Annotated in this window: 19 protein-coding genes; 7 read left to right on the plus strand and 12 right to left on the minus strand. The window is 35.8% G+C overall.

The window, feature by feature from the left end:
* Nucleotides 1-20: 20 nt before the first annotated feature.
* Both BZG01_RS12045 and BZG01_RS12050 read right to left on the minus strand, forming a co-directional pair.
* The gene (locus tag BZG01_RS12045) at nt 21-332 is read right to left on the minus strand and encodes a DUF6787 family protein (RefSeq protein WP_101310087.1); all 312 of its coding nucleotides are present in this window, start codon (nt 330-332) and stop codon (nt 21-23) included.
* Between the two features lie 185 nt (nt 333-517).
* Complete coding sequence (locus BZG01_RS12050) at nt 518-2,161, minus strand: peptide MFS transporter (RefSeq protein ID WP_101310088.1); 1,644 nt, start codon at nt 2,159-2,161, stop codon at nt 518-520.
* Between the two features lie 309 nt (nt 2,162-2,470).
* On the opposite strand from BZG01_RS12050, the gene BZG01_RS12055 reads away from it, so the two are divergent.
* Together BZG01_RS12055 and BZG01_RS12060 are read left to right on the plus strand one after the other, a co-directional pair.
* A complete protein-coding gene (locus BZG01_RS12055; protein ID WP_101310089.1) occupies nt 2,471-3,982 on the plus strand; it encodes an NAD(P)H-hydrate dehydratase in 1,512 nt (503 codons plus the stop codon).
* A 76-nt stretch (nt 3,983-4,058) separates the two neighbouring features.
* Nucleotides 4,059-5,201 (plus strand): DUF4831 family protein, encoded by a 1,143-nt coding sequence (locus BZG01_RS12060; protein WP_101310090.1) that lies wholly within the window; start codon nt 4,059-4,061, stop codon nt 5,199-5,201.
* An 87-nt stretch (nt 5,202-5,288) separates the two neighbouring features.
* Here the strand turns inward: BZG01_RS12060 and BZG01_RS12065 are convergent, their stop codons facing one another.
* The 6 genes from BZG01_RS12065 to BZG01_RS12090 form a co-directional block, all read right to left on the minus strand.
* A complete protein-coding gene (locus tag BZG01_RS12065) occupies nt 5,289-6,560 on the minus strand; it encodes an adenylosuccinate synthase (protein WP_101310091.1) in 1,272 nt (423 codons plus the stop codon).
* A 243-nt stretch (nt 6,561-6,803) separates the two neighbouring features.
* Complete coding sequence (locus BZG01_RS12070; RefSeq protein WP_101259429.1) at nt 6,804-7,262, minus strand: Fur family transcriptional regulator; 459 nt, start codon at nt 7,260-7,262, stop codon at nt 6,804-6,806.
* Nucleotides 7,263-7,363: 101 nt separating this feature from the next.
* On the minus strand, nt 7,364-9,610 hold the full coding sequence (locus BZG01_RS12075) for a RelA/SpoT family protein (RefSeq protein WP_101310092.1): 2,247 nt from the start codon (nt 9,608-9,610) through the stop codon (nt 7,364-7,366).
* 182 nt (nt 9,611-9,792) lie between these two features.
* Nucleotides 9,793-11,109: a M16 family metallopeptidase gene (locus tag BZG01_RS12080; RefSeq protein WP_101310093.1), complete on the minus strand. Its 1,317-nt coding sequence runs from the start codon at nt 11,107-11,109 to the stop codon at nt 9,793-9,795.
* A gap of 2 nt (nt 11,110-11,111) precedes the next feature.
* A complete protein-coding gene (locus tag BZG01_RS12085; RefSeq protein ID WP_101310094.1) occupies nt 11,112-12,350 on the minus strand; it encodes a M16 family metallopeptidase in 1,239 nt (412 codons plus the stop codon).
* Nucleotides 12,351-12,384: 34 nt separating this feature from the next.
* Nucleotides 12,385-13,338 carry an NAD(P)H-dependent flavin oxidoreductase gene (locus tag BZG01_RS12090; protein WP_101310095.1) on the minus strand — a complete coding sequence of 318 codons (954 nt, stop codon included), beginning with the start codon at nt 13,336-13,338 and terminating at the stop codon, nt 12,385-12,387.
* Between the two features lie 373 nt (nt 13,339-13,711).
* On the opposite strand from BZG01_RS12090, the gene BZG01_RS12095 reads away from it, so the two are divergent.
* From BZG01_RS12095 to BZG01_RS12105, 3 genes are all read left to right on the plus strand, one after another.
* Nucleotides 13,712-15,487: a chloride channel protein gene (locus BZG01_RS12095; protein WP_245870357.1), complete on the plus strand. Its 1,776-nt coding sequence runs from the start codon at nt 13,712-13,714 to the stop codon at nt 15,485-15,487.
* Nucleotides 15,488-15,793: 306 nt separating this feature from the next.
* A complete protein-coding gene (locus BZG01_RS12100; RefSeq protein WP_218973095.1) occupies nt 15,794-17,602 on the plus strand; it encodes a chloride channel protein in 1,809 nt (602 codons plus the stop codon).
* A gap of 127 nt (nt 17,603-17,729) precedes the next feature.
* On the plus strand, nt 17,730-19,505 hold the full coding sequence (locus tag BZG01_RS12105) for a chloride channel protein (protein WP_101310097.1): 1,776 nt from the start codon (nt 17,730-17,732) through the stop codon (nt 19,503-19,505).
* A gap of 37 nt (nt 19,506-19,542) precedes the next feature.
* On the opposite strand, the gene BZG01_RS12110 is transcribed toward BZG01_RS12105, so the two are convergent.
* From BZG01_RS12110 to BZG01_RS12120, 3 genes are all read right to left on the minus strand, one after another.
* Entirely contained in the window at nt 19,543-20,133 is a 591-nt protein-coding gene (locus tag BZG01_RS12110; protein ID WP_101310098.1) for a hypothetical protein, read from the minus strand.
* A 136-nt stretch (nt 20,134-20,269) separates the two neighbouring features.
* Nucleotides 20,270-20,776, minus strand: coding sequence for a hypothetical protein (locus tag BZG01_RS12115; RefSeq protein ID WP_101310099.1), 507 nt, complete (start codon nt 20,774-20,776; stop codon nt 20,270-20,272).
* A gap of 34 nt (nt 20,777-20,810) precedes the next feature.
* Nucleotides 20,811-21,293, minus strand: coding sequence for a hypothetical protein (locus tag BZG01_RS12120; RefSeq protein WP_101310100.1), 483 nt, complete (start codon nt 21,291-21,293; stop codon nt 20,811-20,813).
* Nucleotides 21,294-21,728: 435 nt separating this feature from the next.
* Between BZG01_RS12120 and glyA the strand changes: the two genes are divergently transcribed.
* Entirely contained in the window at nt 21,729-23,009 is a 1,281-nt protein-coding gene (gene glyA, locus BZG01_RS12125; RefSeq protein ID WP_101310101.1) for a serine hydroxymethyltransferase, read from the plus strand.
* A 204-nt stretch (nt 23,010-23,213) separates the two neighbouring features.
* Entirely contained in the window at nt 23,214-23,984 is a 771-nt protein-coding gene (locus BZG01_RS12130) for a sulfite exporter TauE/SafE family protein (protein ID WP_101310102.1), read from the plus strand.
* A 1-nt stretch (nt 23,985) separates the two neighbouring features.
* On the opposite strand, the gene tolA is transcribed toward BZG01_RS12130, so the two are convergent.
* Nucleotides 23,986-24,933 (minus strand): cell envelope integrity protein TolA, encoded by a 948-nt coding sequence (tolA, locus tag BZG01_RS12135; protein ID WP_101310103.1) that lies wholly within the window; start codon nt 24,931-24,933, stop codon nt 23,986-23,988.
* Nucleotides 24,934-24,935: the final 2 nt, after the last annotated feature.

Genomic DNA, 24,935 nt, shown 5'->3' on the forward strand with positions numbered 1-24,935 from the left:
CTTGGTCCATATCGCTTTTTCTAGGATAGAGGTTGTTTTTTCTTTTTAGGGATAAAACGGCTCAGCATTTTCTTTTCAAATTTCCAAAAGAATCGAAATTGACCCAATAAACTACCAACAATAATTAAAAACACTTGGTAGGTTGGAGTGATTATTAAAATGCTCATGAAAATTTTAATCAGCAGGTTTGTGTCAGAACCAATTGACAAGTAGGAAAAAACAGATTTTCGTACCATAACCGCGAGACTTCCGGTAACCGAAAAGGCAATAAAAATAAGTATCAATTGGATGTTAGAGGTGATCTCCCAACGCTTTTTAAGTTTCTCAAACATGAGGTTTTATTTAGAATTGTTTTGAATAAGAACAAATATAATATAAAATACCTTTATGTCTTAAATAGGATGCAAAAATTCTATTTGATTTTATTGATTGGTGTATCGAATATTTGATTGGAGAGCTGCAGGCATAAAAAAACCGCCTCAATTTGAGACGGTTTCTAATATGTAATATTTTCGTGTTAGGAAACTTTTTCCAGTTTTTTCATGATAGAGAAAATAAAAGAAGCAGCAATAAAACACAGAATAATGAAAATTGTCCATACTTGCCAGATCGCAACGCGTTCGTATAAATAGCTGCCAACGCCTAAGAACAAGTTTCCAACTGCAGTTGCTCCTAACCAACATCCTTGCATGATTCCCTGGTATTTTGGAGGAGAAACTTTTGATACAAAAGAAATTCCCATCGGACTCAAGAATAATTCAGCGATAGTTAAAGTAAAATAAGTACTAATTAACCAACCTGTACCAACACGAAGATGGTTTGGGTCTGCCTGCATAGCATTAAAAGGATCTAAACCTAAAGATCCAATTAACAGGATTAAGAAACCTACTGATGTAATAATCATACCAATACCAATTTTTCTTGGTGCTGAAGGTTCTATGCCTCTTTTGTTTAGCCAAGCAAATATTCCAACAATAATAGGAGTAAGTAATACAATCATAGTTGGATTAAAATGCTGGAATAACTCAGGAGAGAATGCATTTACCTCAGGGTTCTGAGTATAAAAATAATAGGTGGAAAACACTGAAACAGCAAGAACTCCAGCTCCAATTAATTTGTTTTTTGCTGATGCTCCTTTGTTAAATATAGAGCTTAAAGCAAGTATTCCAATTACAATTGAAAGTAAAGACCAAATATTGAAAACTAAATAGGTTGCAGGTCCTACACTTGTAACTGTGTAGTCACGGGCAAAGAAACTCATGGTTAAACCATTTTGGTGAAAAGCCATCCAAAAGAAGATAACTACCCCAAATACAAGGAATAAAGCTGTAAGTCTTTGTTTTGTTTCTTCTTTAGACATTTCAACAACTTCGCCTTTTTCTTTATCGGCTTTTTGAACATCAGGAAGGAACTTCTTATAAATAGTATAGATTACAAGAGATAAAATCATTGTTAGTCCAGCTACACCAAATGCATAATTAAAACCGGAACCGTAAGCGGAAAGGTAATTTGTTGCAAAGTCTGATAAATCAGCAACATGAGCTCCGGACACTTTATCTGCAAGTGTTTGTAATTCAGATATAACTCCAGTATCTGAAGGAGTGGCTTGAAATTTATGGATGATTGCAGGTAGGGCATCATCGCGTAAAAATCCTTTTGATTTTATAAACCAGTTAATGATTCCGGCAGCGGCACTAGGTGCAAAAAGAGCACCAACATTGATACCCATATAGAATACGCTAAATGCTGAATCTCTCAAATGAGAATATTTGGGGTCATCGTAAAGTTGACCAACAACAGCTTGTAAATTTCCTTTGAATAAACCATTTCCGAATGCAATTACGAATAGAGCAAGAACAGTAAAAATAAGACCAAAGCCTGGAATAGCCATTAAAACATAGCCGGCCAGCATCGTAATAAGCCCGATGTAAATGATTCCTTTGTAGTTTTTAGTTCTATCAGCTAGAAAACCTCCAACAAGAGCTAAACCATAGATGGAGCCATAAAAAACACTGTAAATCATACCTGCTTTAGTTGCAGATAAACCATATTTTGCGGTAAGGTAATATACCAGAATTCCCATCATGGTGTAGAAGCCAAAACGCTCCCCCAAGTTGGCGAAAAATGCAACGTATAGTCCTTTAGGATGTCCTTTAAACATAAATGTTAGTTTTTAATTAAAAGTAAAGTTTTAGTTTTAAGATTGACAAATATATAGAAAAAAACAGAAGACAGTGACGATTTGTTATCAGAATGAATCTATTTAAAACGTTTTCGTAAGCATATTCAATTATTGAAAGTTTAGTATCTTTGGTAAAGGCATTCAATACATGAGGAATTTAAACAAAAAAAGATATTGCGATAGCAAGCCTAAATTAGATACTGAACTATTTAGGTATTATCAGATTGTGATGTTTTGTTTATTAACTTTTGTATAACCTATCATTTAACGATTCAAAACCCAATAACAATGAAAATATTTACTGCCAGACAGATTGCTGAGATTGATGCCTACACCATAGCGCATGAACCAATATCTTCCATCGATTTAATGGAACGAGCCGCGGGTCAAATTTTTAAATGGATTACTTCACATTTTCCTGCTCCTCAAAGTTGCAGGATTTTTGCTGGTCCGGGAAATAATGGAGGTGATGGATTGGCCTTGGCACGCATGTTGGCCGATAAAAATTATGCTGTTGAAGTATTTGTGCTTCGGATAAATGATAAGATATCGGCTGAAGCTGAGGTGAATCTGGAGCGAATAAGAAATTTGAATACATTGGATTTGTATGAAATGACTTCGATTGAATCGATGCCATGGCTTTTTAAGGATGATATAGTTGTTGATGCAATTTTTGGCTCGGGTTTATCAAGACCTCTGGAAGAATTGGCGTTGGATGTTGTGAAAGCAATAAATAACAGTGATGCAAAAGTTATTGCCATTGATATTCCATCGGGTTTGATGGGAGAGGATAATTCTAAAAATAATTTGAGAGGAATTGTCCGGGCAGATTATACATTAAGTTTTCAATTTCCCAAATTGGCATTTCTTTTTCCCGAAAATGCTGAATATGTTGGTGAATGGGAAGTTTTGCCAATTGGGTTGCATCCTGAAATAATTCAAACAGAACCCACTGCTTACAAGTTATTAAGTAGAGAGTTTGTGAAGTCTTTATTGATGCCCAGGAAAAAATTTGATCATAAGGGAACCTACGGTCATGGCTTGCTTATAAGCGGCAGTTATGGGAAGATGGGTGCAGCAATACTGGCTTCCCGTGCAAGTTTGCGTTCGGGAATTGGTTTGTTAACTACCCATATTCCGCGTTTGGGATATCAAATTATGCAAACAGCAGTCCCCGAAGCTATGGTTAGTATCGATCGTTCGGATATTATTTTTACAGAATATCCCGATTTAAGCCAATTTAAGGCGGTTGCTATTGGTCCCGGAATAGATAAAAAGCAAAATTCTTTTAAGGCAATGATTGATCTTTTAAAGGAAGTAAAAGTTCCGATGGTAATAGATGCCGATGCAATTAATATCATAGGAGAGCATCCTGAACTAAAAGAAGAATTGCCGCTTGGAAGTATTTTTACTCCACATGTTAAGGAGTTTGAACGTTTGGTTGGGAAAAGCGGTGATAGTTATACCCGCAATTGTATGCAGCGGGAGTTTGCAAAAAAACATGGACTAAGTCTGATGTTAAAAGGAGCATATACAGCTATTTGCTGCCCGGAAGGAACTTGTTATTTTAATCCTACAGGTAATCCGGGAATGGCAACAGCAGGTAGTGGTGATGTGTTAACTGGAATAATATTATCTTTGTTATCGCAGGGCTATTCATCACATATCGCGGCAATAATTGGAGCGTATCTGCATGGTTTGGCGGGCGATTTAGCTTCTGTAGATGTTGGTGTAGAGGCTCTTACTGCCAGCGATATAATTGACTATTTACCAAAAGCATGGTTGCATTTAAAAAAATAGTAAGCTTTGTATATTAGTTAGGTAATAATTACCGTTAGTTTTAGTAGCCGATTTTAAATAAAAAATTCAGATTATAATGAACCGAATGATTCTAAGAACTTTATTGGTATTACTTGTTGTAATTTCTTGTCAGTGGTATGCTGGTGCTCAAAAGAGAAAAACGCTGGATACTCCTAATACAGTAGTGTATGCATTACCTCAAACCGTTTTAAAACTTAATGTGACTGCAGAAAAAACGATTTTGAAAAGAGGTCCTTTCGCCGAATATGCAAAGAAATATCTGAATATTTCGGATGTTGTTTCTGCCGATGGAGTGGAGTGGGAACTAAAATCAATTGATGTTTCCTCTTATGGTGAGGTAGATCCTGAAGAATATCATAAAATTACCACTTCCGTGGATTATGAGCCTAGTTTAATTTCTTTGACTCCTACCGGATTAATCAGAGGTTTTAATTTGGAGAAGAAAATGATATTGAAAGAAGAAAAAGAATCGGTTTTCATTACTGATGATAAGATTGATATAGAATACGGGAAATTTTCAATCGATCCAATAATAAAATATAAAGAGGATACCATTTTTAAAGTGGTGGAAACGGATACTGCTTTTGTAAAAGTTCCGGTTCTGGAAAAGCAGGCTTTGGTAAAATCTTTGGAGGAGAAAGCGGAAGAAGCGGCCCATCAGATATTTAAGTTAAGAAAAAGAAGATTTAAAATATTAACTGCAAATTATGAGGTATTGCCTCCGGATGGAAAGGCTTATGAGATCATTATTAAAGAATTGGAAAAATTAGAAAATGATTACTTATCTCTGTTTGTTGGCAAGAGAGTTGGATTTCAAGAGAATTTTCAGTTTTTATACACTCCTAAAAATGGAGAAAATGGCGGCGTAATTTTTCGAATGTCTCCGCAAGCTGGCCCGGTTGGAGTGAATGATTTGGGAGGAAAACCAATTCGTGTTGATTTTAAAAATTTAGAGATAACAAGAGAGTTGGCAATTATTCCAACAGTTGGAATTGTTCCTCAGAAGCAAATATTTTACAGAATTCCGGGAATGGCTGATGTATCTATTTCTAATGGGAAAGAAATATTATTTCAGAATAGAATGCCGATTGCACAGTTTGGAAAAATTGCGAATATGCCTGCTGAAGTATTGCTGAATGAAAATTACAGTATCGAATTTTTTCCTGATTTAGGATCAATCAAAAATGTAAGTAAATAATGTTTTTACAGAATTTAAAAAAAACCTGTTTGATTTTCAAACAGGTTTTTTTTGTGAGTCTTAACAGACTTTTATTATATCGCCTGATTAATCAAGCATTCTTTCAATAGTTTGAGCTCTGTTTGGACCAACAGAAACAATTTTAACAGGTACTCCGGTTTCTTCCTCAATAAAATCAATATAAGCATTGAATTCTTCAGGGAATTCATTTTCATGAGTAACGGTAGTCATATCAGTTTTCCAACCTTTAAACTCTGTGTAAACAGGTTTGATATCGTCAGTCATTTCATAAGGAACATGCTCAACTTCTTCACCATTTACAAGGTAAGATGTACAAATTTTAATCGTATCAAAATCGTCCATTACATCCGATTTCATCATGGTTAATTCAGTAACGCCGTTAATCATGATCGAATATTTAAGAGCAACCAAATCCAACCAACCGCATCTTCTGGCACGACCGGTTGTCGATCCGAATTCATTTCCTTTAGCTCTTAGTAAATCTCCATCAGCATCAAAAAGTTCAGTTGGGAATGGTCCCATACCAACTCTTGTGCAATAAGCTTTAAAAATACCAATAACTCTGCCGATTCTATTCGGTGCAATACCTAAACCAGTACAAGCTCCTGCACAAACAGTGTTCGATGAAGTTACAAATGGATAAGATCCAAAGTCAACATCCAGCATAGTTCCCTGTGCACCTTCAGCAAGAATTGATTTACCATCTTTAAGGGCATCATTAAGAAATTGTTCACTGTCGATTAACTGAAATTCAGCTAAAACTTTAATGCCTTCAAACCATTCGGTTTCGTATTCAGAAATGTCGTAATCAAACTCATAAAGTTTGTCAAGCATTAAACGGTGCTTGTCAACTAACGAGTCGTATTTTTCTTTGAAGTTTAATTTGATATCTCCTACACGCAAACCGTTTCTTCCGGTTTTGTCCATATAGGTTGGCCCAATTCCTTTAAGGGTTGATCCAATTTTTGATTTTCCTTTAGCCGCTTCAGATGCCGCATCAAGAATTCTGTGAGAAGGTAAAATTAAATGAGCCTTCTTCGAAATAAATAAGGTTTTGGATAGATTGATTCCAAGTTTTTTTATTCCTTCAATTTCTTTCTTGAAAATGACCGGGTCGATAACAACACCATTTCCAATAACGTTAATCTTATCATCGCGGAAGATACCGGAAGGAATTGTATGCAGAACGTGCTTTATTTCATTAAATTCCAAAGTGTGTCCTGCGTTGGGGCCACCCTGAAAACGGGTGATAAAATTGTACTTTGGGGTTAGTACATCCACAACTTTTCCTTTACCTTCATCTCCCCATTGGAGGCCTAAAAGTACATCAACTTTCATCTGTCTAATAATTTGATAGTAAATCTTAACAAGTAATTATCCAAACCAATTATGATTGGATTTATAAAATTGGTTCGGCTACGCTGTTAAATCTTGAAGAATGCTTGCAAGTTTTAACAGTCAAAGGTAATAAATATTTTTATTTAGGGCAGTTGAAAACAGGTCTTGTTGATAAGTCATTTTTGGGCATAAAAAAACCTCTTATTTAAAGAGGTTTTTGAAAGATATTGATTGTTGATAAACTTAGTTGTTTTCTAATTTTCGACATTCCTGGCAAATTCCGTAGATATATAAGGAATGATGAGAAACTTTGAAGTCCATATCATCAGAAACATTTTTACGAACATCTTCTAAACGGGTGTCGCAAAATTCAAGAACTTTTCCACAACGGGTACAAATCAAATGATCGTGTTTGTTGCTGTCATATGCTTTTTCGAACTGAGCGATATTTTTACCAAATTGGTGCTTAACTACCAATTTACAATCTAAAAGAAGATCTATAGTATTGTAAAGTGTTGCTCTACTGACACGATAGTTTTTATTTTTCATAAAGATATAAAGAGATTCAATATCGAAGTGACCTTCCCGGGAATATATCTCATCTAGTATTGCGTATCTTTCCGGAGTCTTTCGATGTCCCTTTTTCTGAAGATATTCTGTAAACATCTTCTTAACAATTTCTTTAGTGTCTTCGTTGCTCATATCAAAAAATAACCTAGGTGTTATCTAATCTAATTTAAAATAATGGGTCTAAAATAGTGATTTTTTTTAGAACTGAAAGCTTATTTAGAATAAATTTTAATTTAGCTGTATTCTTCAATATTTTCGATACGTTTCACATTATCAAGACCTTTGATCTTGATAAGTTTCATAATTAAATTGTTAAGATCTTCAGTATTGTGAACATAGAGATGGATTAAGCCCTCAAACACACCATCATGGCTTTCAAAGTGCAGCGATCGCATATTTACATCATGATCTTTTGAGATAACATTGGTAACTTCATTAACAATGCCAATTTTATCAATTCCTGTCAATTCAATAATGGCGAGAAAAGACATTAATCTATGACTGGTCCAATCTGCAGCAAGAATCCGATCGCCCTGACTTGACATTAATTTTAATGCGTTGGGGCATTTCCTTTTGTGTATGGTTACATTATTAGCCATATCCAGATAGCCAAGAACTTCGTCTCCAGGTATTGGTTTGCAGCAGGCTGCAATTTTATAACTCTCATTAGCTGCCAATTCTGTAAGCATAAGAGTTTTCTTTTTATCAAGTTCAGGTTTTGCATTAGGAGTTTCAAGGATTTCTTCGTCCTCATTTTCCTCTGAATTGCCAAAAAACTGAAGTTTCCAGTACTTAATGAATTTACTTTTTGATTTTTTTCGAACAACACCATCAATTTCGTTGATGTTGATGTTTCCGATACCAATTTTATAAAATAATTCTTCTTTATTCGAAAGTTTATAGTGCTCCAGCATTTTTCGAAATGCTTTCGCATTTAGGAGAAGACCGCTGTCAGATAATTGATCTTCTATCATTCTGGCACCTTTTAAAGTGTATTCTTTTCTTTCTTTTTTAAAGGCAGATTTAATTTTAGACTTTGCCCGGGCAGTAATTACAAATTCAATCCATTCATATTTGGGTACCTGTTTTTCAGAAGTTAGAATTTCCACCTGATCACCACTTTTTAATTCATGGCTTAATGGCACCAACCGATGATTTACTTTAGCTCCAATACAATGATTTCCAATATCTGTATGGATGTCGTAGGCAAAATCAAGAGTTGTGGCTTTTTTGGGTAAAGTGCGAATGTGACCTTTAGGTGTGAAAACCTGAATTTCCTTTGAAAATAAATTCAATTTAAATTCGTCGAGGAAAGCCATAGCGTCAGCTTCCGGGTTATCTAAAATTTCACGAACATCGTTTAGCCACTTATCTAATTCAGACTCTCCACCTCCACTGGTATTGTATTTAGAATGAACTGCAAAACCTTTTTCTGCAATGTCATCCATTTTCTCTGTTCTTATCTGAAATTCGACCCACCTTCCCTGAGGTCCCATGGCTGTTACGTGCAGCGCCTGGTAACCGTTGGCTTTCGGTGTACTAACCCAATCCCTGATACGTTCTGGTTTAGGTTTGTAAATATCAGTAATTAGGGAATAGATATTCCAACATTGGTTTTTCTCAGAAACACCTTCCTTGGGTGTAAAAACGACCCGTACGGAAATGAGATCGTAAATTTCTTCAATACTGGTATTTTGAGTTTCAATTTTATTCCATATAGAGAAAATTGACCTTGGTCGGTTTTTAATGGAGCATTGAATATCTGCTTCTTTAAGTTTCTCCTTAATCGGAGCAATTATGCTCTGTATTATTTTTTGTTGTTTTTCTTCTTGTTCTATTATCTTTTTGGAAATATTGTCAAAGTCATCCGGGTGTTCATATCTCAGACTTAAATCTTCCAGTTCAGATTTAATAGCATACAATCCCATTCGATGCGCTAAAGGAGCAAAAAGAAAAAGTGTTTCGCCGGCAATTTTCATTTGCTTGCGCAATGGCATAGAGTTCAGGGTGCGCATGTTGTGCAGTCTGTCTGCCATTTTTATCAGAATTACCCTAAGATCATCGGATAGGGTTAACAGCATTTTTCTGAAATTCTCTGCCTGCATTGAAGTTTGCTGATCAAATACATCCGAAATTTTAGTCAGACCATCAACAATTTGGGCAACTTTTTCACCAAAATGATTTTGGATATCTTCAAGGGTGTATTCAGTATCTTCAACTACATCATGAAGTAAGGAAGCTACAATAGATTTTGTTCCAAGCCCCATTTCTTTTGCTGCAATTTGAGCTACAGCAATTGGATGCAAAACATAAGGTTCTCCTGATTTGCGACGCACCTCTCTATGAGCTTCCCATGCAAAATGAAAAGCCTTGTCTATCATTTGTTTACTTTCCGGCTCACGACTCCTTTTGCAATGTTTCAAAAGTTCCTCGTAGGCATCAAGTATTAGTTGTTTGTCTTTTTCGGTTTCACTACTCATAAAAACCCCTTTGTTCTGTATATATTGTTGCTACGATTAAAAGTAGCAAAATCTTATAATTTTAAGATACTATATGTAGGACTTGTTTACCTTTTTTTAACAGGTAATCATTAATATGCGAATTTTCACAACAAATTACCATCCATTAAACTGAAATATTATCCAGTTTGGTAAAAAAAGAATTAATTTGGAAAAGTAACGGCTTCTTCGCATTCCTTCGGTCCGCAGACTATAAGGTAAATATCATCAAGCTGTAAATACTCATTCGCCAATTCCATTATTTTTTTTGCAGTAACGGCTTTCAAATCCTTAATAAACTGGGCAAAATATGTATTGTCTAATCCAAAAGGTAAATTTCCTTTTAATCCATCCGACAAGGCAAAAGGACTGTCTAAATTTCGAAGCAATTCACCTGAAATATAATTTTTCACTAATGTCAACTCATCTTCGGGGATCAATTCTTCTCTTAACCGCTTAATTTCGATGAATATTTCTTGAACTGCAGCCTTACAAACCTCAGCGCCAACCTCAGTAACAATGGTAAAATGGCCATCTTTTAGATGTGAGATCAGGATAGAGTTGATTCCGTAGGTATATCCCTTTTCTTCTCTAATGTTTTGCATCAACCGTGATCCAAAATAGCCTCCTAATATTAAATTTAAAAGTTGCATTCCCGTATGATCTGGGTGAGTTTTCGTGAACAATTTGCGGCCAATTCGGATTGTCGATTGAACAGCATCATCTTTGCATACGAAGGCTGACTTTTCTTTTGAACTTATTATTTTATGGTCGAAATCAATTGACGCACTTTGATTTGTCCATTTATTTTCACCAAATAAATCTTCAACCTCAGATAGTACATTATCATCCACCTTACCAGCTATTATAATATGGCAGTTGTTGGGCGTGTAATGTTCTTTGTAAAATTCTTTAACATCCTGCAGACTGCAATTGTCAAATTCACTACTATCATAAATGTTTGCATAAGGATGATTTTTTCCATAAATCATCTCTGTGAATTTTTCTTTAGCTAAAACATTTGTTTTTTGATGATCAATTTGATATTGCTGTTTTTTATTAGTTAAAATTGTTTTGAATTCTTTCTCGGGAAAAATGGAATTCTTGATTAGATCCGAAATTAAAGCAAGAGTTTCGGAAAAATGTTTTTTTAGGCTGTACAGAGTAACACTTGCATCATGTTTGCTCGCCGAAAATCCAATGTGAGCCCCAAGGAAATCAAATTTATCTGCAATATCAGATGCTGACAAAGAGGAGGTTCCCTCGTTAAGCATTGTGTTGGTTAAAGTAGCAATTAGCGGTTTTTTCTGTTGCCAGATTCCAGCATTAAAAATAAATTCAATTTTCACAACATCCTGACTGCCACCATTAATGATGTGAACGGGAATGTTGTTGCTCAGCGAATGTTTTAGTGAGGGCAGAATTTCAACGCTATCTACTGTTTTGAATTCGGGAGCTGTGTTTCTATATAAATTTTCCATTCCTATTTTTTTGAGTAGTAATAAAGTGTAGAGCAATTTTCTTTTCTGAAAATTTTAGCGGAACTGTTTAAAATGTCAGCAACACTTACTTTCTGATATTTTTCCACTTCTTTATTAATGTCGTCGGCATCACCTAGTAATTCATGAGTAGCCAAGTTCATAGCCTTGTTTAAATAGCTGATTTCTGAAAATACTAAGCTTGACTCCACCTTATTTTTTACTTTCTGAAGTTCGTACTCATCAACTTTTGTTGTGGCCATTTTATTCAGTTCTTCCCAAATGGCAGCTTCTGCTGTTTCCATGGCTACACCTTCAACCAGTTTTCCTGATATCAGAAACAATCCAGGTTCAAATTCACCTGTAATATAAGCGTCGATGGAAGAGAATAAATTCTTTTCTTTTACCAAAGATTGAAAAATACGTGACGATTGCCCGTTTGACAAAACATCCGAAACCAAATCAATGATATAGAAATCCTCGTCCATTCTTTTTCCCATATGAAAGGCCATATAGATTGCATCGAATGGTACGTTACTTTCGATTCGTTTGCTCCGAAATTCATTTTGAGTTGGTTCAACAGGAAGATTTCTTTCTTGAATTTCTCTTCGTTCAATTGGGCCAAACCATTTTTCCGATAGTTCTTTAACTTGTTGAGTATCCACATTTCCTGCAACTACCATAATGGCATTATTGGGTGCATAATGGTGAAAAAAGAAATCTTTAACTTCTTCTAAGGTAGCTTTTTCAATGTGATCGATAGATTTTCCAATTGTAGGCCACTGGTATGGATGTTCTTTATAGGCCAAAGGGCGAAGGTGTAACCAAACATCGCCGTAAGGCTGATTGAAATATCGTTGTTTAAATTCTTCAATGACTACACTTCGCTGCACTTCCAGACTTTTTTCGCTGAAAGCAAGACTCAGCATTCTGTCGGATTCCAACCAAAAAGCGGTTTCTAAATTTGCTTTTGGAACAGTAAGGTAGTAGTTAGTGATGTCATTATTGGTCCATGCATTGTTGTCGCCTCCTACCATTTGCAGGGGTTCGTCATAATTTGGAATATTTATCGATCCTCCAAACATGAGGTGTTCAAAAAGGTGAGCAAATCCGGTTCTTTCAGGATTTTCATCTTTTGCTCCAATATTGTATAATATATTTACGGCAGCCATTGGAGTGGTTTCATCGCGATGCACAATTACCCGCAAGCCATTCTTAAGTGTAAATTTATCAAATTCAATCATAGTTTCTTCTGTGTAATTTAAGAATGGATACGCCTTAAAATTTATATTTATTGGATTGTAATTGAGCCAGACTCTCTTGATATTCCTGTTCTATTTGGGATATAATTTCAGAAACGGTTTGGATTTTAGTGATTAGTGCTGAAACCTGCCCAATCTCCAATTCTCCGTCATCCAAATTTCCTTCAAACATGCCACTTTTAGCGCGGCCTTTTCCTAAAATTTCCTTCATTTCTTCCGGAGATGCACCTCTGCACTCCGCTTCATTCACTTGATTGAAAAAATTATTTTTAACCAAACGAGTAGGGGCTAATTTTTTCAAAGCCAGTTTTGTTCCGCCTTCACCTAGTTCCAGTACCGATTTTTTAAAATTTTCGTGAGCCGATGATTCTTCAGAAATAGCAAAACGGGTTCCCATTTGAACGCCATCAGCTCCTAATATCATTGCAGATAACATGCTTTCTCCGGATCCAATTCCACCAGCCGCAATCAAAGGCAATTGAGTGGCTTTTCGAACCGAAGGAATTAATGTCATTGTAGTTGTTTCCTCTCTTCCGTTATGTCCTCCAGCTTCAAAACCTTCAGCAACAACTGCATCAACACCAGCTTCTTCGCATTTTTTTGCAAAAAAAGCACTTGATACAACATGCACCACCGTAATATCATGTTCTTTTAAAAAAGGAGTCCATTTTTTAGGGCTTCCTGCCGATGTAAATACAATTTTAACACCTTCTTTTACAATGATGTTCATGATCTTATCCATTTCAGGATAAAGTAATGGAACGTTAACACCAAATGGTTTGTTGGTTGCAGCTTTTGCTTTCTGAATGTGCTTCTGAAATGTATCAGGGTGCATCGATCCGGCACCAATTAAACCTAATCCTCCGGCATTACTAACAGCCGTTGCCAACTTCCAACCTGAGCACCAAACCATTCCCCCTTGAATAATTGGGTATTTAATATTGAAAAGAGATGTTATTCGATTTGTCATTTTCTTTAAAATCTAATGTTATTCAATCAAAAAAAGACACAAGAACAAAGATTGTATGCTTGTGTCTGTTAAGTATGAATCGGTGATGATGCAAATTTAGAAAAATTCTTGATAAGAATAAGACGTGGAAGTATGATTTTAAGCATACCTATTCAACTTGTTACTCTTTTGAACGTAGTAATATGATCTGACAGATGTTCTTTAGATCTATTATATATATCAGATTACATTGGATTATTTTTTCGATTAGGGAGTTGCTTCTTGTATCTTAAGGAAGATATTCTTTATTTTAAGCTTCGAATGAAGGAATTTGGTGAACGATTGGCAATTGGTTGCGTTGGAATCGTGAGATTGGTTTTATTTAAATTTTAGGGTGAAAAAAAAATCATTATTAGGTCGTTTTTTAGTTTGGCGTTTAAAGCACATAAATAATCGTCAGTTTATTTCAATGTTAGCCATTATTATTGGTGTAACATCAGGAATAGCAGCAGTAATTATTAAAAATTCTGTGCATTTTATAAGTTCTCTTCTTCACCGTAATGCCTCTCCGGAATATGAAAATATTCTGTACGTGATTTATCCCACTATTGGAATTTTAATGGCTGTTTTATTTATAAAATATGTAATCAGACGTCCGGTTCGGCACGGTATACCTAATGTACTGTATGGCATTTCAAAATCCAATGCTCAAATTAGCCGGCACAATATGTTCTCATCGGTTGTAACATCGGCTCTAACAGTTGGATTTGGTGGTTCTGTTGGTTTGGAAGGACCAACCGTGGCGACCGGAGCTGCTCTTGGTTCAAATATTGGCCGTTTATTTCACTTAAATTACAAGCATATTACATTGCTTTTGGGGTGTGCCTGTGCGGGAGCAATGGCTGCCATATTTAAAGCGCCGATTGCCGCAATTGTTTTTGCTTTGGAAGTAATTATGCTTGATCTTACCATGTGGTCTTTAGTCCCGCTTTTGTTAGCATCTGCATCAGCTATTATCACCTCTTATTTCTTTCTGGGAATGGATGTTTTGTATCCTTTTAAGGTGCAAAACGGGTTCATTATGTCGGATTTACCTTACTACATTGTTTTGGGGATTTTCACCGGTCTGATTGCCACTTATTTTACAAAGTGTTACATGTTTATACATGGTATTTTTGAGAAGATTGATTCGATTTATAAGAGATTAATTTTTGGAGGATTATCACTTGGAGTTATTATCTTCTTTTTTCCTTCTTTATTTGGTGAAGGTTACGATGCGATAAATTCCTCTCTGTCTGGAAATTACTCTTATCTGTATAACAATTCATTTTTCTATTCTTTTCAGGATAGCTTTTGGATGATTATTGTTTTGTTGGTCATTGTGATATTTTTTAAAGTAATTGCTTCTTCAATTACTTTTGGAGCAGGTGGTATAGGTGGTATTTTCGCACCAACACTGTTCATGGGCGTTAATGCTGGAGTTTTGTTTGCTAAACTTGTGCAGCATCTGGGACTACGGAATTTAGAGGTTAATAATTTTGCTCTTATTGGTATGGCAGGAATGATCGCAGGAGTATTGCATGCACCGTTAACCGGATTATTTTTGATTGCCGATATATCAGGAGGATATCAATTGTTTGTTCCTCTGATGATTACAGCTACGGTTTCTTATGCTACCGTAAAAACCTTCGAAACACATTCTGTTTATACAATACAGTTAGCCAAACGCAAGGAGTTGATGACACATGATAAAGACCAGAATGTGCTGTCGTTGATGCGTGTTACCAGATTAATTGAGAAAGACTTTAGTACCGTAAATTCAGATGCCACATTAGGTGAATTGGTGAAAATTATTGCTAAAGCACATCGAAACATATTTATTGTAATTGATGAAGCTAATAATTTTCAAGGCATTGTAAAACTGGATGATATCCGGGAGATCATGTTTCAGCCGGAGAAGTATGATGACGTATTTGTTCGGGATTTGATGGTTGTTCCTGAGGTTGTTATTCAGCACGACGAGTCGATGGCTGATGTGGCCAGTAAGTATCAGTATTCCGATAAATTTAACTTAGTTGTTCTTAATGAAGGTAAGTATTGTGGGTGCGTATCGAGGGCACAGATTTTTTCTACTTACCGTCGTATGTTAAAGCACTTTTCAGAAGACTAATAAAATCGAAAACTAAGTTCGTTTCTTATACTGTGATATAACAAACGTTTGCTTTATTTGTTCTGATTGTCAGTGGTTTAATTTGTATTGGGAAAAGTTTATAAAATTTCCTGTCAAAAGGTTTTCTCCTTACTAATTATCTGTTACTTTTGCACTCCGTTTGAAGAGCTGTTATATAAATGTATAGTCTAATAAGTTCAGATACTCAATGGGATACATAAGATTAATGAAGTCGCTGGATTTTTTTATGTAATTCTCTATAGGGTCGCCTGACTTCTTCAGCCATCCGACCAATACGTATTAATAATGTCGTTAGACATAAACGTTGATTTTTTAGAAATGAAGAATAAAAGCTTGCTTTCCCGGTTTTTAATTTGGAGAGTGAAGAACATCAAGGAACGACAGTTCGTTCTACTTTTAAGTTTTTTAGTGGGTCTTGTAAGTGGTTTGGCTGCGCTTCTGTTAAAGAATGCAATTCATTTTACCCACCATTTTTTAACGCATCGATTGCATGTTGATTCAGCCAATCTACTGTATTTGGCTTATCCGGCAATTGGAATTTTATTGACTGTTTTGTTCGTGAAGTTCTTTGTTAAGGATAATATTGGTCATGGTGTGTCGCGGATCCTGTACGCAATTTCGAAGAAGAATTCTCAGATAAAATCTCATAACAACTACTCTTCAATTATCGCCAGTACTTTAACAATTGGTTTTGGAGGATCGGTTGGAGCTGAGGCACCGGTAGTACTTACAGGAGCATCCATTGGTTCGAATCTGGCTCGCTTATTCCACATGAATTACAAAATTGTAACTTTAATGATAGGATGTGGCGCGGCAGGTGCAATTGGCGGTATTTTTAAAGCCCCTATGGCTGGAATGATTTTCACATTGGAAGTTCTCATGCTTGATTTAACCATGGCTTCTTTAATTCCTCTTTTAATTTCATCAATTACCGGAGCCAGTGTTACCTACTTTTTTATGGGAAAAGCTGTCTTGTTAAGCTACGATGTTACAACCCCTTTTGTGATTAATAATATTCCTTACTATATTATTTTAGGTGTTTTCGCAGGTTTGGTTTCTCTTTATTTTACCCGCTTTTCAATGTATCTGGAATCTATATTTGGGAAGATTACCAACTGTTATCGAAAAATGGTTGTTGGAGGTATTTTACTGGGGATAATGATTTTCTTATTTCCTCCGCTTTATGGAGAAGGTTATAATACCATTCAATCTTTGCTGAATGGCAATCATACTGATTTAGTAAATAATAGTATATTCTATTTTCTGAAAGACAATTATTGGCTGTTGTTAGGATATGTTGTGCTGGTTATTGGTTTTAAGGTGATTGCCTCAACTGTTACTACAGGTAGTGGAGGGGTTGGAGGTATTTTTGCTCCTTCTTTATTTTTGGGAGCTGTTGCTGGATTTTTTGTGGCCCGGGTAATTAACGGATTTAATTTTATTAAGCTTTCCGAAAGCAATTTTACCCTTATCGGGATGGCAGGGATGATGGCAGGTGTTATGCACGCGCCTCTTACAGCAATATTTCTTATTGTTGAAATCACCGGTGGCTACGCATTGTTTGTACCAATCATGATTACAGCAACCATAGCTTATCTTACAATCATGTATTTTGAGCCACATTCAATTTACACCAAACGATTGGCAAAACGCGGCGAGCTGATTACCCATAATAAGGACAAAGCGGTTCTTACACTTATGAAAATGGGTAAGGTGATCGAGACGGATTTGAAACGAGTGAATCCGAACGCAACTTTAGGAGAATTAGTGAAGATTATTTCGCATTCACAACGGAATATTTTCCCTGTAGTTGATGAGGATGAGAAATTGTTGGGAATAGTGTTGTTGGATGATATCAGAGACATCATGTTTAATCCTGAGATGTACGATGATACATACGTGTGGAGTTTAATGATTATGCCGCCTGCAATTTTGGATGTTGATGCTCCTATGGATAAGGTGATGCGAAAATTTGAAGAAACAGGAGCCTGGAACCTTCCGGTTGTACAGAATGAAAAATATTTGGGGTTTGTCTCAAAAGCGAAAATATTCAATGTCTACAGAAGAGTTTTGGTGCATTTCTCGGATGAATAGATATTTACGATTGGTTATTAGATTTGTTAAGGTCCATTTTGCAATTGCGAAATGGACTTTTCTTTTTTTGTAAATAACTGATATTAAGATTCAATTTATTAAATTAGGACTAAACCAATTGAATTTCATGATCGGAAACACGCGATGGCGCCGGTTTCTAATATGGAGACTACGTCACATCAACAATCGGAGTTTTATTTTAATTCTGAGCGTACTTATCGGTATTGCTTCCGGAATGACTGCACTTGTATTGAAAACAGCAGTCTATCGCGGGCGTGAGTTTTTGCTGGAAGGAATCAATTGGAGTTATCAGAATTATTTGTTTTTTCTGTACCCGATGATTGGGGTTGGCCTTACTTTGGTATTCAGAAAATACATTCTTCGCGATCTCGCAAAACACAATCTCACATCACTATTACATGCAATATCAAAAAGAAATAGTATTGTTAAATTGCACAAAACCTATTCATCCGTTATTGGAGCCATTATCACTGCAGGATTTGGAGGTAGTATCGGTCTTGAGTCTCCAATCATTTCTTCGGGAGCGGCTATCGGATCGAATATGGGGCGTAATTTTCATTTAAACTACAAAGAAATTACTTTGATGTTGGCTTGTGGTGCATCGGGAGCAATTGCAGCTATTTTTAATACTCCTATTGCAGCCATTGTATTTGCTTTGGAGGTATTATTAATCGATTTGTCGCGGTTTTCCTTAATCCCCTTACTAATGGCCTCGGTTAGCGGGGCAATAACAACAAAGCTTTTTTTTGATGAGGATATATTGATTGAGTTTGCTATCATTCATCCTTTTGTGATACGGGATATTCCCTTTTTTATTTTACTGGGCATTCTCTCAGGACTTATTTCTGTTTACTTCACCAAAACATTTCTTTGGATTGAAAAACGATTTGAACAATTTAAGTTTCTGAGACACAGAATGCTGATTGGAGGACTTTCTTTAGGAATACTCATATTTTATTTTCCCGCTTTATATGGAGAAGGCTATAACACAGTAAAAGCATTGGTGGGTGGGAATCTTGCAGAGGTTTTTCGTTCAAGTTTATTTGAGGATTATACTGATGTTTGGTATATGGTAGTTATTTTTATCGGAGCTTTGGTTTTTTTTAAAGTGATTGCAGCCTCAATTACTTTAGGTGCAGGTGGAATAGGCGGGATTTTTGCTCCTTCGGTGTTTACAGGAGCGATGCTGGGCTTTTTGTTTGTATTTGTATACAATCATTTCGAGTTGGGGGAGCCACTTTCAGAGAGTAATTTCACATTGGTTGGTATGGCCAGTGTTCTTGGTGGCGTTTTACATGCGCCATTAACGGGAATCTTTTTGATAGCAGAAATAACGAGTGGATATGAGCTCATTGTTCCACTGATGTTGTCAACTACTATTTCTTTTATTACTGTAAAAAGTTTGCAAAAAGAGTCGATTATTACTGCACAGTTGGCTAAAAGAGGAGAGTTGATTACTCACAATAAGGATTTGGCTGTTTTACGTTTTATGCAACTGTCAAAAGTGATTGAAACGGATTTAATAAGCATTTCGGAAGATGGGAATTTAGGTGATCTGGTGAAAGTGATATCCAAATCGAAGAGGAATATATTTCCAGTGCTTACCGAAGAAGGTTATTTAATCGGGATCATTTTGCTCGATGAAGTTCGTGAAATCATGTTTAATGATGAATTGTATTCTACACCCATTAGTAGTTTAATGATTATGCCTCCGGCATCAATATCTCTTACCGATTCAATGGAAAATGTGTTGGCCAAATTTAAGGAAACAGGAGCCTGGAATTTACCAGTTTTGGATCAGGGAAAATACGTAGGATTTGTTTCAAAATCCAAATTATTTTCTGCTTATCGGCAACATTTGTTAGATATAACTGCCGATTAAGCATTTTCTTGTAAAGGAACTATTCTTGCTGCAAGGATTACAAATCGATAGATTTACTTTTATCGTTCCGATGCTTCCAATATATAGAATCTCTTTGTTGAAAATATCTTTTTTGCTTTTTCATAAAATCATTGTGCAATGAGTCAAGATTTCGATCCATCTTTTCATTGTGTCCCTTGGAAAAATACATGTGCTCTTCCATTATTTTCTCCATTTTTTGAAGAATATCATTGTGACTGGAATCACGGGAGAAAAAATCATTATTGAAGGATTGAGGATCGAAAAAATCATCATTAAAGAAATCTTCGTTGAAAAATGGATGGTGAAACTGGTTGTTTCCCGAACTGTCCTGATTAAGAAAATGCTCCAATTGTTCCTGCATCTTTTTTCTCATCTCATGGATGTCCGAAAAATTATGAAAGGCAGAGTCGGGAGTAATCTGTTGGCAGCTATCCGATGACCAAGTGTAAACATAGGTGGAATCATATCGAATCAGGTTTCCATCTTTATCAAATTCCTTATTTACTTTAATGTCCTCGTTGGGTTTTGTTTTTTTATTATTGTTTTGAGGAAACCCGGAAAGGGAAAACAGTAAGATCAAAACAAAAAATACATATTTAGTTCTCATTTTAAGTAAAGTTTAGTTTCCAATATCACTGTAAATTTACAAAAAGAGTGATTTTATTCCGAGTTAAATAATTTTAAAAAGTATTAAAAAAGCCACTCGAAATGAGTGGCTTGCATCTAATATCTTGTTGGTTTTGCTAGTCCATGTGTTTTAATTGCAATGCATAAAGGATGACAAACAAAGTAACTACCGCTCCTCCGATTAAGGAATTTGTCATTGAAGCATCAAAATCGATTAAAACCAAAGGGACTAACACCCAAAAGTAATTTACAATGGTGTATAAGAAGAAACCATTCTTTTTCAATTTAAACATCATGAAAACGCCAAGTAAACTTAATAATGCAAAAAGACAATTTACACCAGTTATCAGACCCAGATTCTGAGACATTTTCTCTAGTACTACGATTCCATTTTCAGTGCTTTTGTAGAAAAAACCAGAATCCATTCCTGCCTGTTCTAATTGATCCATTGCGGTCGTTAATTTTTCCATTTGAGCAGGATAAGTGCTTTCAAATGTTGCATACTGATATACAGAATACAATAATCCAAATCCACCACTACCAATAAGTGATAGGATACAAAGAACGGTTAAGAAAGTTGGTCTTTTTTTAGGGGCTTCAATAGTTGTTACATTTTCTTCCATAATAGTTTGGTTTTTTAGGGATAATAAATATTAATTAATTCATTTTATTAAGGTTGATAGCATAAAGGGCAATAAATAGGATGGTGAATATACTTCCAAATAAGATTCCAATATTAACAAATAAGTTAAATCCAATAAACACAGGAGCTACAAAGAGAAGCAACACTTGAGCTGCAGAATAAATATAAAACCCTGTCTTTTTTAATTGAAACATTAGAATGGCACCTGTTAAGCTTGCTGCATACAATATGAATTGAGTCAGCGAAATTTCAAAAATATGTTGAAGTGCTTTTTGTCCCATTTCAAGCGCTTGTTCTACAAATTTTCGGGCATACTCATCATGAACATTGTCCAGTGCGTTATCAAAGAACTCAGGATCCAGCAGATTTTGGAGAGGAGACATAATCATCCCAAGGATATTTTTTAAAACACCAAATCCACTTCCAATAAAGGTAAGAATGCACAAGGCAGTTAATAGTCCTGGTCTTTGTTTAGGGTTAATGTCTACGATTTCCATGATGGTTTGGATTTGGGTTAATTGCAATGTTAAATTTACAATAAATGCCTTAAGTTGCGAAATGAAAATTTAGAATTTAGATTTTATGCGCTTATTGAAAGGTGAGTTGCGATTTTTACAAGATGATTATTGGTTTTTACAGCTTCATGAAGTTTTGTAAGAATGTAGTGAGATCTGGGATTTTAATTGATCAATTTTCTATATGCTTTATAAATATTCATTTAAGGATGAATTATGCAGGAAATAATTTTTTTAATATGCTGATTTGTCTAATTTTGAACCTGCACTTTCAGGAATCTGTAATTTTAATTTTTTTGTGGTGCATCATCTTTTCAAGGGGGAGTAAATACTTTATCGATAAGGAATTATATTCCTTCTAAACACTAACAAATCATTAATTCATTTCGATTTATTTCGGAAAAAAGACAAACAACAATGGAAAGAGATATTCAAATTTTCGACCTAATTGATCAGGAATACCTACGTCAAAAGAATGGTATTGAACTAATTGCTTCTGAGAACTTCGTGAGTCAGCAAGTAATGGACGCAATGGGCTCATGCCTGACAAATAAATATGCTGAAGGATATCCAGGAAAGAGATATTATGGTGGTTGTCAGATAGTAGATCAAACTGAACAATTGGCTATTGACAGAGCATGTGAATTGTTCGGAGCAGAATATGCTAATGTGCAGCCACACTCTGGAGCACAGGCAAATGCAGCAGTATTTTATGCATGTATGCAACCAGGAGATACATTCCTGGGATTGGATTTGTCACATGGAGGTCACTTATCACACGGTTCTCCGGTAAATCTTTCCGGTACTTTGTATAATCCCGTTGCTTATCATGTAAAAGAGGAAACAGGTACAGTAGATTACGATGAGTTAGAGCAGTTGGCTTTGGAGCACAAACCAAAAATGATTGTTGCCGGAGCATCAGCTTACTCCCGCGATTGGGATTTTGTTCGTTTGCGTGAAATTGCAGATAAAGTAGGTTGTTTGCTTATGGCGGATATCGCTCACCCTGCAGGATTAATTGCAAAAGGATTACTAAGCAATCCAGTTCCTTACTGTCATATTGTGACTACAACAACTCATAAAACTCTTCGCGGACCACGTGGAGGATTGATTTTGATGGGAAAAGATTTTGAGAATCCTTGGGGACAAACAACTCCAAAAGGGGAAGTGAAAATGATGTCTCAGGTATTAAATTTTGCTGTATTCCCAGGACAACAAGGCGGACCTCTTGAGCATGTTATTGCTGCTAAAGCGGTTGCTTTTGGGGAGGCTTTAACCGATTCATATAAAGAGTACGCTGTTCAAATGCAGAAAAATGCAAAGGTAATGGCAGCAGAATTTATGAAATTAGGATATAAAGTTATTTCCGGTGGAACAGATAACCACTCAATGTTGGTTGATCTTCGTTCTAAATTCCCTGAAATTTCGGGTAAAAAAGTGGAAAATGTATTGGTGCAGGCTGATATTACAATTAATAAAAATATGGTTCCATTTGATACTCGTTCTCCATTTGCAACATCTGGTTTGCGTGTTGGAACTCCTGCAATTACAACCCGTGGTTTAAAAGAGGAGCACATGCCAATTATCGTTCAAATGATTGATGAGGTAATTAGTAACATCGAAAGTGAAGAGGTTATTGCTTCTGTTCGCGAGCGCGTAAACGAAATGATGTGTGAGCGACCAATGTTTGCTTGGTAGGCTTATTTCACAAATATAGTAGAAGAGGAGAATTTGATTCTCCTCTTTTTTTTGTTCAATATTCTGAGAAATGCTTCGCAATTATTGGTTTTATATTTATGAATAATATGTATAATCCAATTAATTTCTAAAAGGTATTTTGTTTTTTAACATGTTTTGTTTCAATTTTTATTTTTAGTTTAAACGCCTAAAAAAGATGAAATTATGGAGTGGTATTATTATATTTTAATTGTAATTGTCGGCGTTTTTTGTGGGTTTCTAAATACGCTTGCGGGTAGTGGATCAATTATTAGCCTGGCTATGTTGATGTTTATGGGACTTCCCGCAAATGTCGCCAACGGCACTAATAGAATTGCCATTTTAATGCAGAATATTGTTGGGGTCAGCAGTTTTAAAAAGCAAAAAGTATTTTCTTTTAAAGAAGGGATTTGGCTGGCACTTCCAGCCATTGTCGGATCGGTAATTGGAGCAGGCCTGGCTGTTGAAATCAATGAGGATATGATGCAGAAAACCATTGGAGGTTTACTTATTTTCCTCTTTTTTATTGTGCTTTACAAACCGGATGCGTGGGTGAAAGGACAAGCTGGTTTAATTCGATCTAAGCCGAGTATCATACAAATTGTAATTTTCTTTTTTATAGGATTGTATGGTGGATTTATACAAGCCGGGGTTGGATTTTTTCTTCTTTCAGGATTGGTGTTGGGAGCAGGTTTTGATCTTGTTAAGGCAAATGCAATTAAGGTATTTATTGTTTTACTTTATACTCCATTTGCTTTGGGCGTTTTTGTTATGAACGGACAAGTTGACTACAAAATTGGTTTTATTCTTGCTGCAGGAAATATGATCGGCGCTTATATTGCGGCTAATTTTGCTGTTAGTTTAGGAGCTAAATTTGTCCGTTACATTCTTTTAGCGGTAATTATTTTCGCCTCTCTCAAGTTTCTTGGAGTTTATGAAATGCTTGGATTGATATAAATCAATCCAATTGAAAATGATAAGTGATTGATCCCTGTTGAAATGCAGAAGCTTTTGGGTCAGAATTGAAAACGGCTTTCATTGCGGCCTTTCTGGCCACTTCGAACAGGGTAGAGTTACTGGTTGTAGAACCTGGCATTCCAGGTCTTGCATTAACGACTTTACCATTTCTGTCAACAGTTATTTCAACTACCACTTTTCCGCTTTCTTGCAGGTTGTATTGTGGCTTAGGGATGGACATTGAGTTTCGGCCTTTTAAATCGTACGAAACTCCTTTATTTCCTAATCCGGAACCACTGTAATTATCGGAGTCTGGAGATCCGTTAGGATCACCTTGATTACCCGATGGAAATGTTTTGCCCTGCGATGAATTTGAGGAAGTTCCCTGACCAAAAACGTTTTTTGCCTTGTTGTTGATGTTGGCAATTTTTTCCTGTCTTTCCGCTTCTTCTTTTTTAAGTTTCTCTATTTCAGCCAAACGTTGTTTTTCAGCCTCGGCTTCCTGTTGTTGTTTAATCTCTTCCAGCCGTTTCTTTTCGGTTTCGATTTTTTTCAGTCGATCTTGTTCTGCTTTTATTTTTTTATTTTTTTCAACTTCAGCCTTTTTTTTCGCAATTTCCTTTGCCGAAGGAACAGAAGGAGCTTCTTCGCTGTCTTGAGTAAGAATTTTTTCGTTGGCTGAACTTGTTGATTTTTCCGGTTTCGATTGAGAAACTTGTGGTTTTGTTGCAGGTTTCGAAACAGCAGTAATAGCTTGAGTTGACTGAGAAGGAGCCGGATCTTTTTTTCCCAGTCCCTGATTCGTATTCCCAAAATTCACCAAAATACCTTCTTCTTCTGGCAGAGGAAGTGGCGTATGAAAGCCTAGATAAAATAGTATAGCAAGCAATCCAATGTGGAAAATTATAGTTCCAACTAATCCAATTCGTTTCCCCTTAGAATTACTCATCT

The organism is Labilibaculum manganireducens, assembly GCF_002843385.1.
Classification (GTDB): Bacteria; Bacteroidota; Bacteroidia; order Bacteroidales; family Marinifilaceae; genus Labilibaculum; species Labilibaculum manganireducens.